Origin of the sequence: Protofrankia symbiont of Coriaria myrtifolia (assembly GCF_900634755.1) — a bacterium.
Lineage (GTDB): Bacteria > Actinomycetota > Actinomycetes > Frankiales > Frankiaceae > Protofrankia > Protofrankia coriariae.
This window is the reverse complement of the sequence record NZ_CAAAFS010000208.1, coordinates 1-12,577: the sequence shown is the minus strand read 5'-3', so window position 1 is coordinate 12,577 and position 12,577 is coordinate 1. Positions and strand designations below refer to the sequence as shown.

Here is a 12,577-nt window from a genome sequence, read left to right as displayed (position 1 = left end):
TCACCAACTTGTCCCCCGCACCTCGTGGCCGGGAGCCTGTTTCAGCAGACCGCGGTAGGCGTCGCGGGCGGTCGAGCCGTGGTTGACCACGGCGTCGACCTCGCGTGCGATCGGCAGCTCGACGCCCGCCCTGGCCGCAAGCCGCATGACGACGCTGGCGCTGCGCACCCCCTCGGCCACCTGTTTCATCCCAGCCATAGCCTGACTGATCGTCTGCCCCCGGCCGAGCGCCTCGCCGACACACCGGTTACGGCTGAGCGGACTCGTGCAGGTCACGATGAGGTCTCCGGTGCCCGCCAGGCCATAGAACGTGACGGGTTCGCCGCCCAGCGCCTCGCCAAGCAGCGTCATCTCCCGCACCGCCCGGGTGATCACCATCGCCTTGGTGTTGTGGCCGGCTCCGGCGCCGTCGCCCATGCCCGCGGCGATGGCGAAGACGTTCTTCAGCGGCCCGCACAGTTCGACCCCGATGACATCGGTGGTGGAGTAGATCCGGAAGCGGGGCGTGCGGAACAGGTCGGCCAGCTGAGCGGCGGTGCTCACGTCCGGCATCGCGAGCGTCGCCGCGGCCGCGTAGCCGTCGAGGATCTCCTTCGCGATGTTCGGCCCGGCGAGCACACCCGCGGGATGCCCGGGCAGGACGTCGGCGACGATCTCGGTCATCCGCCGGTCGGTCTCCTGCTCAAGCCCCTTGACCAGGCTGACCACCGGCACCCACGGCCGCGCGTACGGCGCGGCCTGCTCCAGGATCGCGCTGAACCCGTGGGAGGGCACCCCCATCACGATCGTGTCCGCGTCGGACACCGCCTCTTCCAGCGAGCTCGTCGCGCGCAGCTCGTCGGGGAGGACGGCGTCGCCGGTGTAGCGGCTGTTGCGCCGGTTCTTCTCGATGTCGTTCACCACGTCGGACGACCGGGCCCAGATCGTGGTCGTCGCGCTCCGGGACAGGATCGCGGCCACCGTGGTACCCCAGGAACCGGCGCCGACGACGGCGATCCGCGGCGCTCTGCGGCGCACGTATCCCACGTCAGCCTCCGACCCCGTCGGAAACGACCCCGTCGGGAACGCTCCGCAGCGATGCCTGCGGCCCGGGCGGCACCACCGCGGACGTCGCGCCCAACGTCGCGATCTCCTGCACGGCGTGCAGGACGCGGTCGAGCTGGACCGCGAGCGCGCGCCGTCGGGCCACCAGCTCGTGTGGGTCCGCGCCGGGCTCGAGCAGGCCGCGGTGGCGGGCCATCTTCAGCGCGGTGCGGAACATCTCCGCGGACACCGACTCCTCGCTCGCCACCCGGCGCTGCATCGCCCACTGCCTGCCAAGGTCCAGACAGTCGGCGAAGAACCGGTCCTCGTCGAGATCGGCATCGTCGTCGGCGAGCACCAGTTGCTCGGCGACCACCCGGTAGGCGTCGATGAACGGCCGCAGGACCAGATGCGCCACCAGCGGCGCCGCGTCGCGCAGCCACCGCTCGGCGTCGGCCGGGCTGACCTCGCTCGGGCGCGTCCCGCCCGCCATGATCTCTACTTCGCTCCACAGCTCCTCGGCGAACTCCGCGCGCGCGGCGAAGAAGAAGTCGAACTTGAGCAGCTCCCGCAGCTCCAGCGCCTCCTCCCAGGCCCCCCGCAGCGTGCCGCCGCCGTGCCGGGCGATGGAGAGCAGCGCCAGCTCGGCGATGGCCCGCACGAGCAGCACGTGCACGGCGCTGTTGCGGTACACCGCGGCCACCAGATGCTGGTCGGCGGCCATGCCCCACACCGTCTCCGGCCCGCCGGCGAAGCAGGTCAGCACGCCCGAGTTGACGAGGTCCTGCAGCGTGCGCCGTACCGTCGAGCGGTCGGTCAGGTCGGACGCGGCGGCAACCGGCCATCCTCGCCTGCTCAGGTACCGGGCGAGCGGAGCCACCGTCGCGCAGACCTCGTCGAGCGTCAGCGCCCGGTCGGCACCCAGCATGGCGACGCAGACGGCCGCGGTCGCGGTCACCGGCGTGGTGCGGTTGATGCGGTGGCAGACCTCCAGCGCGACCCGCTCGACGAGCTGCCCGTCCTCCACCCCGTCGGCGCGGTAGGCCTGGAGCCGTTCACGCAGCGGGATCGGCGTGCCGAAGTCGATGTGGATGCCGCCGAGCCGTGTCTTCAGACCGCGCGCATACCCGATCAGCCAGCGCAGGTCCTCCGGCTGCTTGGCAGTGCCGCGTGCTTCCTGGGCCATCCGTGCCACCTCGTGGAACGGCAGCTGGTCGTAGAGGATGGAGACCGGCACGATGAGCGCGTCCGCCAGCTCGGACGACTCCAGGGCGTCGCTGACGTAGCGCAGGAGGCCGTGGCGTGGGGGACGCAGCTTTCCGGTCCGTGTCCGTCCACCCTCGATCGACCACATCAGGTTGACCCCCGCGCCCACCATGTGCCCGACGTAGGAGCGCAGGGCGAGCCGGTAGACGGGGATGTCCGTCGTGGCTCGCCGGACGTGGACCATGCCGATCCGGCGGGCGATCGTGCCGAGCGGGAAGAAGTTCAGGTTGGCGCCCGCCAGGCCGTAGGGGGGGGGTCGAGGCGGGCGCGCACTAACAGCGGAGGCAGGGCGAACTCGTCCAGGTACGACCGGTGCGAGATGAGGAAGATCAACGAGTGGCGCCGGTCCAGCCTGCGCAGTTCGGCGAGCGCGTTGTCGTCGGCGAGGATGTCGTACCCACGTACCATCCAGCGCGCGAAACGCTCCCACGTACCGGCGACCACCGGGTCGTGCACCGCGGACATCTCGCGCAGGTAGCCGGCCGCCTCCGCGCGCACGGCCTGCTCGTCCTTGCCGAGCCGCTTGGCCAGGCCGTCGAGCGCGCTGAGGAACCCCGGGCTGGTGAGCAGCGCGGTGACCACGGGCGGGTCGCCCGCCCGTGGGTCGCTGAGGCTCGCCCGGCCGGGCCGGGCGACCAGGTCACGGGCCGTCTCGATGGCGTGGATCATCGCGGGCTCCCGGTTATGTCCTCGGCAGGCTCCGCGTTGGCGGTGCCCGGCCAGTGATCCAACGTGTCGACGTAGAGGTCATGCACATGGGTGGCCGCCGCGTCGATGTCGGTACGGGTCCAGCCCTCGGTGGGGATCGGGGGCAGGACAGCCACCTCGATCCGGCCCTCCCGAGCCGTCCGGGCGTTACGCCACATGATCTCTCCTGCGTTGCGGATGACGATCGGCACGATCGGCACCCCGGCGGCGGTGGCCAGGTGGAAGGCGCCTTTCTTGAACGGGCCCACCCGCGGGGTGAACGACCGGGTGCCCTCCGGGGCGATGACCACCGACGTGCCGGAGCGCAGCATCTCGACCGCCGGTTCCAGCGCCGAGATCGCCTTCGTCGAGCTCCCCCGGTCCACGAACGCGACCCCGGCCAGGCCGAACAGGGTGCCCACCACCGGCATCCGCCGCACCTCCGCCTTCGCCACCGCGGTGAACCCCCGTCGCAGCACACGGGAGGTGACCACGAAGTCGACCAGCGTGCTCTGGTGGTTGATGAGGAACACCGCCGGACGGTGCGACCACGCGTTGTGCTCGCCGACGACATCGACGCGGATGTTCCCCACCGCGGACGCGACATCCCCGAACAGCGACGTCATCAGGTCGACGCCGTAGCGCCGGTCACGGGTGAGCACCCCCGCGACGATCCCGGCCCCCGCCGTGGCGAACAGGGTGCCGAACATGGCCGCGGTCCGTACGGCGGGCAGCGGGTCGAGCTGGTTGTGCCTGCGGGTGAACTCCAGTGCGGGCCATTCCCGCCGTCGCGCCTCGGTGGCCAGCACCGGCTGCGGGTTCACCGGGTGCGGATATCCGACCGCGCCGAGAAAGGGCACGTCCTCGTCGCCGTTGGCGTACGCGTGGCTGACCGTGAGGTCGATGCCGTGCCCGGCGGCGAACGCGGTCACCGCGGCGAGCTTCCCGTCGCCCCACAGGGCGCGGCCGGCGACATGCCCGGTGACGACGCCGCCCTCCTGCTCCAGTTCGGTGCACAGGACGTGCTCGACTCCCAGCTCGTCAGCCATCGGCTGGACCTGCAGACGGGTCGCCGACGTGGCAATCACCACGGTGTGGCCCTGGTTGACATGTGTCCGGACCAGTCGCCAGGCGCTGTGGAACAGCGAACCGGCGATCTCGCTCGCGAACAGTTCCCGGCCGAGGGCGAGCAGTTCCTCCTCGGTGCGTCCGGCCCAGCCGCGCAGACCGGTCTCCAACAGCGAGGTGAAGCCTGCCTCGTCCAGTGGCCCGCGCACGGCGGCCAGTGCGATCCGCAGCAGCTCGTCCGGCCCGACTTCGAAGCTGCGCAACCGCCGGGCGTAGAGCGCCCGCGCGGAATAGCCCTCGATGAGGGTCCCGTCGAAGTCGAAGAACGCACCTACGTGCGGGCCCTTCGGACCGCGACGGATCGCCTCCGTCAGCTCGTCGACCGCGGCGGTCATCGCCCGTAGCCGAGCGCCGGGCCGGGGCGGCCGTCGTCGGGGTGTGAACTCTTGCGGATGACATAATGAATCATCGATGCCGTCCTGGATTGGGCGCGGTTCAACGTCTGCGTGGCCCGGTCGCGGAGTGGATCGCGCACACGCACTTCGTTCATGTCTTACAACGGTTCTTACAGCGGTCAGAACGAAATGGCAATGCTGTGTCCAGTTTTAGTGGCAGACGCCCCAGGGCTTTGTTTGTCAAGTGATTCGTTGTTGATCTTTGGTGTGGTGTGGCCGGGTGGTGTGTTCGTCATGGGGTGCACAAATTTGATCCGTTTGGTCCGTGTTCTGATGCTTTGGAGTGGTTATCTCGGGAGGGAGTTCGGATGTCGGGATCACAGCCATCACACATGGATCACAATCGACGCACACGTCCGAATTCCGCCGGCGGATGGCGGGCCTACCCGGACCGGCTGCGCCGTCGCCCGACGACCACCGCGACACGCGTCACGCCTCGGACGGCCCACGGCACGCCCCGGACGGCCCGCTTGCGGCCGCAAGCGACTGCAAGCAGGCCACTCTGCGGACGAGGAGGGTTGGGCCGTAGGGGTCCACCGGCACCGATGGGCCGGCCCCGCTCCGGGCCCGTGGCGCTTGTCCGCTGCCTGGTCTGGTCGGCCGTGATCGCGCCGGTTCGGCACCGAACCGGGTCCGAGCTGGGTCCGGGCCGCGGACGTCTTCTACGTCCCCGCCACCGAGCGGAAGAGTCACCTGGTCACTGGCCGCCGGGTATGGCCCCGCGGCCCGTCCCGTGCGGGTTCGTATACCACTCCGACCGGGGCTGCCAGCATCTTTGGGAATTCGTTGCGCTGTGTGCGGCGCATGGTGTGCGCCGTTCCGTCGGAACGGTTGGGGCCGCTACGACAATGCGGTCACCGGCCGTTCTTCATCACTCTGGAATGCGAGCTTCCCGATCGCATCCGTTTCGCCACCCACACGGAGACCCGTACCGCCCTGTTCGACATCGTCGAGGAGTGTTGCAACCGGTGGCGTCGCCATTCGGCCAATGGATACCCCAGTCCTCACGAGCCCTCACGAGCCCTCACGACCATGAAAACCGCTACCGCAGGCACACTGAGATCAGACAGTCGCCAAAGCCCGGCGGCGGGAACCGGGCGGGGTGGCTTCGGCCGGGGTGGTGGCTCCCGACCTGGTGGTCGGGAGCCACCGGGCGCAGCGCTGGTTCCCTGTCGGCGCACCGGCCGCGGGCGTGCGAGCGGCGGTGGACGGCCAGCTTCTCGGCGACGGAACGGTGGGGTCCAGGACGGTGGGGGTCCAGCAGCGACGTCGAATCCTGGAAGATCATCTGTATTCGGGAGTGGATCCGACCCGGCCGCCGGGTCGGATCCACTCCGTCGAATGGCTGTCCGTCGCCTCGTGGGGAAATTGGACATGTCGGCAGAAAATCCGGAAAGTGACGGCGTCAATAGCGAAGGGTTGCGAATCGTCGTCCGAATGTGGCGGCCATCACATTTGATACGCCGCTGATCGGACGCGACCGGGCTTCCCGCCCATGGCCGTGCCGACAACTGTCCGATGGCCCGATGGCCCGATGGCCCGATGGCTGTCCGACGGCTGGGGGAGTCCTCCGCCGTGTCGTGTGGCGGGACTCCCTCGTCGCTAACATGTTTTCTATCTGTACAATAATTTGTACTTATTAGTACATTTTTCGATACGAAATCGAGGTGTTCGTGGCTCAGGAACAGGCGACCGTCTGGATCCCGCGCCGCCGCGGCTGATCGGCGTGCTTCCGCTTCCGGGTGAGCCAGGGCTTCGGGGACGGCGGGCAGCCGGGCTCCGTCATCCACCGGTTGGCGGCTGGAATGATCGCCAGCGGACCGCTGGCAGGTCTGGCCGGCCTGGCTGGTCTGGCTGGCCTGGCCGACTTTTTCTGGCCGGCCGGTGACCCGTACCCGCACCGGCACATCACCCGAGTCGGCCGGGACGAAGCGGTCGGTGATGTCCAGCCCGTCGACCTGGGGTCGCGTGCCGTAGGTACCCCCGGGGGGTTCCTGTCGGTCAGGTGCCACGCGCGTGAACGTCGTCATACCGACGCTGAATTCACGGGCGGTCTTTTTCGGGATATCCATCGTACGTGTCCCGCTTCATGTTTTTGGTGCAGAAATCCTGACCTACCGTCCTGTCGCGGTTGTACCGGCGGACGGGCAACAGGATTCGGACCCGATCACGGCCGGTGGAAGGCGTCGCGACCGTCGGAATCCCCTTCGATCGAGGCCGTGGGCCTGTCAGCCGGAAACGGACCGGAAGCGGGAGCGCCCCTGGTGGCCGCGTAGCATGGTGTCGTGTCCGTGCCGGAAGTGCGCCTCACGGGTGAGAAGGCCACGCTGCTCGCGACGTTGTACGGCAGGGCGCTCGACGCCGAGTCGCCCCGCTCCATTCTGCACGACACGATGGCGCTGGAAATCGTCAGACGGATCGATTTCGACTTCACCAGGACCGGGCTGCGGCGCGGTGAGCAGGCCGCCGTTGCGCTCCGGGCCAGGCACTTCGACAGGTGGACCCGCGAGTTCCTCGCCGCGCATCCGAAGAGCACCGTGCTGCACCTGGGCTGCGGCCTGGACACGCGTGTCCACCGCGTCGACCCCGGCCCCGGCGTGCGGTGGTTCGACGTGGACTATCCCGATGTGATTGACCTTCGCCGGCAGATATATCCGTCGCGTGAGGGTTACGAGACGATTGGCGCGTCCGTCGCCGATCCGTCCTGGCTGACGCGGGTAGCGGGTGATCTTCCTGTGTTGGTGGTCGCCGAGGGCCTGACGATGTATCTGAGGAAGAACGAGGGCGAGGCGCTTTTCCGGCGGATCGTGAACCATTTTCCCGGTGGCCAGTTCGTCTTCGACGGGTTCAGTAGACGTGGCATTCGGATGCAGCGGTTCAACCGGGCGATCCGGGTTGCGGGGGCGACCGTCTCGTGGGGCATGGACGGTTGCGCGGAGCTTGAGGCGATTGATCGTCAGCTGCGGTGCGTGACAGCCACGGGCGCTTTCGACATCGACGGCTATGAGAAGCTGCCGACGGGCTACCGCCTGCTGGCCAGGGTGGCGAAGCTGTTCCCCGCGCTGAGAAGGATGGCGGTCTTCTACCGGCTGGAGTTCTGACGGGTGCCGCCGCCCGGATCACACCGCGCTTCGGGCACCGGTACTCGCCTGACCCAGGAGCCAGCCCGCTCGTAGCCGCCCTCGCTGTACCCACGGTTCGGCGGACGGTCGCCTGCTGGTGCTCGGCGCCGCCGGCACAGTCGCGAGGTGCTGGCCGGCAGCACGGATGTGGGGGCGGTCTCGTTCCACGTCCCTGCGGACGGACGAGGTCATGCCGGTCGGGATGCTGTCAGGACTTCGACGAGCCGGCTGGTGAACGCGTCGGGGTGGCTGACGAAACCGGTGTGGCCGCCGGGAAAGTCGACGAGTTCGACGCCGAGTACTGGCTGGACAACGACGAGGCCGTGCTCACCGACATCCTCCAGGTCGCGGTCCGTCAGGCCACCGGGATCACGGACAGCGGGGCCGCGGACCGCGGAACCACAGACGACGGAAGTGCGGACGGCGGGGCACGGACGGTGGGAGCGCAGCCGGCGGAACGGCCCTGACCGGCCATGTCGGCCGCCACCACATCACAGGTCGAGCCTGAAGGCGGCGTTGCAACAGGCGGCACGTTGCAACAGGCGGCTTTGCGACAAACAGCGTCAGGCGGGGTAGGCGCAGTCCGTTCCCACGCTTCGTTCCTGCGATTTGGCTGTTTTCGCGGTCCGTTTTTCCGCCGGGAGCTCTCTTCTCTTTTCTCGCCAGGAGGCTCCCAACGCGTTGTCGATGAAGTCGAAGATCTCGTCGTCGGAGGCATCGGGCGCGGGCGCAGGGAGGCCGGCTCGGCGTGCTCCGGCTCGAGGCCGTCCGGACGGGCTTCGTTCCCGCTCCTGTCGGCGTCGTTCAGCGTGTCGAGCAGGGCGCGCAGGCAGGTGGCGACGGCCGTGCGCCCGTCATCGCCCGCGGTGGGGGCGGGCAGGTACCAGTAGGTTCCCTCACCGTTGAAGCGCTCTTTGTCTGTACAGTAATTTGTACTGTCCAGTACATTTTTCGGTACGAGATCGAGGTGCTCATGGTTCAGGAACAGGGCGACCGTCTGGATTCCGCGCTGCTGCGGCTGATCGGGGTACTGCTGTTGGGCGGCCTGATGGGGCTGCTCGACGGCACGATCGTCAACGTCGGGGTCGACACCCTCGGGCGGCACTTCGACACCTCGTTGAGCACGGTCGGATGGGTCGCCACCGGCTATCTGCTCGCGGTGACCGTGGCCATCCCGCTCAGCGCCTGGGCCACGGACCGGTTCGGCAGCCGGCGGATGTGGCTTGCGGGGCTGTCGGTCTTCCTCGTCGGCTCGCTCGCGAGCGGGCTGGCCCCCTCGATCGAAACTCTGATCATCTTCCGGGTGATCCAGGGCTTCGGGGGCGGCATGCTGGATCCGATCATGCTCACGCTGCTGGCGCGCACGGCGGGCCCCTCCCGGGTGGGGCGGGTGATGGGGCTGATGGGTGTCGTCATCCCGCTGGGTCCCGTCCTCGGCCCGATTGTCGGCGGTGTGATCATTCAGAGTCTGGACTGGCGGTGGATGTTCCTGGTGAACCTGCCGATCGGGCTGGTGGCGCTGGTGTTGTCGCTGCGGGTGGTGCCGGCCGATCCGCCGCGGGCCGGGCGCGCTGCCAGCCGGCTCGACGTCGTCGGGGTGGCGCTGCTGTGCCCGGCGTTCGCCATCCTCGTCTACGCGTTGTCGCAGGCAGGGGAGGATGCCGGCTTCGGCGCCACCCGGGTGCTGGTGACGCTGGCGATCGGCGGTGGGCTGCTTGTCGGCTACGTCGTGTACGCGCTACGGGTCCGCGGCGCGGCACTGATCGATCTGCGGTTGTTCACCAACCGTGGTTTCAGCGCGAGCGTCACGGTGATGGCGGTCACCGGGGTGATGCTGTTCTCGATGCTGTTCCTGGTGCCGTTGTACTACCAGCAGGTTCGTGATCACGGGGTGTTGGCAGCCGGGTTGTTGCTCTCGCCGCTGGGTGTGGGTTCCTTCATCGCGATGCCGATCGCGGGACGGCTCAGTGACCGGGTCGGTACCCGGGCGCTGGTACCGGCCGGCGCGTTCGCGATCGCGCTGAGCGTGCTGGTGTTCACACAGGCCGGGCTGCACACCAGCGAGGCTGGTCTTGCGGTGTCCGTGTTCGGGACGGGGCTGGGGCTCGGTTTCGTGGGTGCTCCGACCATGGGGGCGCTGTACCGGACGTTGCCCGCGGAGTCGGTGGCGCAGGGGACGTCCGCGCTGTACGTGCTCAACCAGTTGGGTGCTTCGCTCGGTATCGCGGTCGTGGCGCTCATCCTGCAGAGTCGGGCGGCGGACGGGGCATCCGTCGAGACCGCGTTCCACCCGGCTTTCTGGTGGGTGTTCGCCGGCTCGCTTGCGGTGCTGGCGGCGGGCTGGTTCCTGCCGGGCCGACCCGCGCGGCTGCCCGCCGCCGTCGTCGAGCCGAACATCAGCCAGCCCGTCCAGACTTCGTGACCTGCGGGTGGGCGGCGAGACGCCGGGCCCCACCGCCTACCAGCCAGCGGTCGAGGTGATCACCAGTGGCCGGCCCGGGCGGCCTTTTCGGTGGCTTTTCCCGGTACCCGCGTCCCGCGTGCGCGTGCTGGTCAGCCGGTGGCCAGTTTGTCTTCGACGGGTTCAGCGGACGTGGCATTCGGATGCGGCGGTTCAACCGGGCGATCCGGGTTGCGGGGGCGACCGCGGCGCGGCCGTCTGCTCCGAGGGCCGTACCGCGTGACTGCCCGGTCGCTACGCTCACTTCAGACAGACGCTGCGAGCAGATGTCACGATCCTGTTCGGGGCCTCGGGCGGCACAGCCATGAGGCGCTGACCGAGAACACGGATACGGAGGCGGTCGAGGCGATGGTGGCCGCCGGCGCTGTCTCGCGCCGGGGCGCCGCGTTCCGTGACCGACGTCGGGTATCGCTGATCAGTGTCCGTACCGTCTGAAGCCTTACCGCCGAAGGGAGTCCGTGAGCATGGAATTAGGTGATCTCGCTGAGCGTCCGGGGACGCCGGCGCGTCGGGTCGCCGTCCTCGAGGACGAGAAGAACATCCTCGAGCCACTGGCCCGGTCTGGCTACTACGCCGAGGCCTGCCGCGGTGAGCGGTACTTCAGCCTGTTGGCCGGCGGCCGCGTGGCGGAGGCGTCGTCATCAGGGCGTGGCGCCGGGCGCTACGAGGTGGCCCGGTGAGCGCGACGGAGCCTCTGCTCGGCCTGCGGTGGGGGATCAAGGCGACCTTCCTCACCTACATCGCCCGGATGCCCGACGGTCAGGGCAGCGTCAGCGGCGGCGCGCAGCCCGCCGAGAACGACGAGTTCGTCTTCGAGCCGGATCCGTCGGCCGCGGTACCCGAGGGCGTCGACGGTTTCTGGGCGTTCCGCGGCGATGTCCGCTTCCAGGGCCATTTCGGGCTGCTGTACGTGCGGATCGCCGACCCGCACGTGGTGCTGCGCGGCACGGAGGCCGAGCTGAACGTCGTCGAGCCGTTCGAGTCCGAAACGAAGCCGAGGATTCCCCTGGTGCGCTTCACCCCCCGGCCCGGCGCGGCGCCGCCCGGCCTGCAGACCTGGGAGGCCGCGGACGTGCGGCTGCTGGCCGAGGGCGCTGGGCTGTTCAACAACGTGTACTCCGTGGGGGAGCCGTTCGAGCCGCTGAGCATCACCCTGCCGGCCACCTCCCAGACGGGATGATCTCATCTGGTCGGGGTGAACTCGTGTAGCCAGTCCCGTCGGGGAGAACCCGCCAGCCAGTCCCGCGCGGGCGGGTGGTGCGGCGTGCGGACGTGCAGGCGCCCGCCGCGTTCCTCGACCGCGCGGGTGCGCCGCATCTGAGCGAGCAGGTCGGCCGCCAGCGTCTCGGCATCCGTGTCGAACACCTTGCTCGCATGGTCGACGAGCCACGGCTGCCGCGTCAGGTAGGTGTCGACGTCGTCCAGCGGGATGCCGTCACGGATCATCAGGGCGAACGCGAAGATGCGTTTGCAGGCGTGCCATCCGGCGCGCTGCGGGTCCGCGCGCATGCGTTCGTACCGTGTGTGCGCCGCCGCGAAGACCGCGGGCGGGTCGAGGATGGGGCCGCCGTGGCCGGGCAGGGCCGTGCGCACGGCGAGCCGGCTGAGCTTCGCCACGGTGTCGAGCGCGACATCGATCGCGGCCGGGCCGTCCAGGGCGAGGTTGAGCCAGCCGACGTCGTCGGCGTGGATGGCGTCCCCGAGGACGAGCAGCCGCTCCTGCGGCTCGTAGAAACTGAGGTGGTGGGTGTGTGCCCGGGAGTGGGCACCACCTCCCACTCCGACGGCCCGGCCCGCAGCGTCTGCCCGGCCTCGAGAGCGTGGTCGACGTGGTATCGCTCGACCGGCTGGTCGAGCCATGCGGACAGGCACGCGTCCGCCTGCCGGCTGTTGATCACCTGGGCGTCCTCGCGGGCGGCGGCGACCGCGATCCCGTGGACGTCCCGCAGGCGCGCGTTCCCGCCGACGTGGTCGCTGTGCCAGTGGGTGTTCACGACCAGTTCGACGTCCGTGATGCCGATGCCGGCCGTGGCCAGCGCGTCCTCGATGCGCGAGGTGTCGCTGCCGAACCCGGAGTCGAAGATCACGCGAGATCCGTCACTGGTCGCGATCACGTTGGCGCTGGGGAAACCCACCGCCAGGAAGTGCAGCCAACCAGGTATGCGCAGGGAATCTGACGGCACGGCGTTCCCCCTTCGGTGGCGACGTCGCCTTCGGCCGGCACGCGCCCTTCGTCCCCGTGGCATCCAGGCCCAGACGCCTCTACCGGGACGCCTCTACTGGGACGCCCGATAGTTGGACATCAAAATAATAGTAAACACCCACGCCCCATGGAAGATCCTCAGAACCCGCCTCGGCTCCACCAAGCCCCGTCGATCGTGGACGGGTTGTGGAGTGGCCGGGTTGACGGTGGGGGGAGTCACTCCTGGTGGGAGTTCTGTCCAATGGAGGGTTCCCACTTTCGTGGACAGTCCTAACTATGCAGCACGAAGTGT

7 protein-coding genes and 2 pseudogenes are annotated in these 12,577 nt (G+C 69.2%); 5 read left to right on the top strand and 4 right to left on the bottom strand.

Going from position 1 to position 12,577, the window contains the following annotated elements; translation table 11 throughout:
• The 3 genes and pseudogenes from CM1CMNOD_RS11825 to CM1CMNOD_RS11815 all read right to left on the bottom strand — a co-directional run bounded on the left by CM1CMNOD_RS11825 (position 1) and on the right by CM1CMNOD_RS11815 (position 4,439).
• Entirely contained in the window at positions 1-1,026 is a 1,026-nt protein-coding gene (locus tag CM1CMNOD_RS11825) for an NAD(P)H-dependent glycerol-3-phosphate dehydrogenase (protein WP_013873867.1), read from the bottom strand.
• 79 nt (positions 1,027-1,105) lie between these two features.
• A pseudogene (locus CM1CMNOD_RS11820) lies at positions 1,106-2,958 on the bottom strand (lysophospholipid acyltransferase); the annotation flags it as partial.
• Complete coding sequence (locus tag CM1CMNOD_RS11815; protein WP_013873866.1) at positions 2,955-4,439, bottom strand: HAD-IB family hydrolase; 1,485 nt, start codon at positions 4,437-4,439, stop codon at positions 2,955-2,957. The gene CM1CMNOD_RS11815 and the pseudogene CM1CMNOD_RS11820, both read right to left, overlap by 4 nt.
• Before the next feature lie 2,351 nt (positions 4,440-6,790).
• On the opposite strand from CM1CMNOD_RS11815, the gene CM1CMNOD_RS11810 reads away from it, so the two are divergent.
• The 5 genes from CM1CMNOD_RS11810 (at position 6,791) to CM1CMNOD_RS11785 (ending at position 11,262) form a co-directional block, all read left to right on the top strand.
• Positions 6,791-7,600 (top strand): class I SAM-dependent methyltransferase, encoded by an 810-nt coding sequence (locus CM1CMNOD_RS11810; protein WP_043606289.1) that lies wholly within the window; start codon positions 6,791-6,793, stop codon positions 7,598-7,600.
• Positions 7,601-7,866: 266 nt separating this feature from the next.
• Positions 7,867-8,088, top strand: coding sequence for a hypothetical protein (locus CM1CMNOD_RS11805; RefSeq protein WP_013873863.1), 222 nt, complete (start codon positions 7,867-7,869; stop codon positions 8,086-8,088).
• 281 nt (positions 8,089-8,369) lie between these two features.
• Complete coding sequence (locus CM1CMNOD_RS11800; RefSeq protein WP_013873862.1) at positions 8,370-10,043, top strand: DHA2 family efflux MFS transporter permease subunit; 1,674 nt, start codon at positions 8,370-8,372, stop codon at positions 10,041-10,043.
• Between the two features lie 497 nt (positions 10,044-10,540).
• Positions 10,541-10,762: a hypothetical protein gene (locus CM1CMNOD_RS11790; protein ID WP_131772535.1), complete on the top strand. Its 222-nt coding sequence runs from the start codon at positions 10,541-10,543 to the stop codon at positions 10,760-10,762.
• On the top strand, positions 10,759-11,262 hold the full coding sequence (locus tag CM1CMNOD_RS11785; RefSeq protein ID WP_013873860.1) for an HtaA domain-containing protein: 504 nt from the start codon (positions 10,759-10,761) through the stop codon (positions 11,260-11,262). Before CM1CMNOD_RS11790 ends, CM1CMNOD_RS11785 begins: the two co-directional genes overlap by 4 nt.
• 2 nt (positions 11,263-11,264) lie before the next feature.
• Here CM1CMNOD_RS11785 and CM1CMNOD_RS24020 read toward each other — a convergent pair.
• Positions 11,265-12,328: pseudogene (locus CM1CMNOD_RS24020) on the bottom strand (MBL fold metallo-hydrolase).
• Between the last annotated feature and the right edge of the window lie 249 nt (positions 12,329-12,577).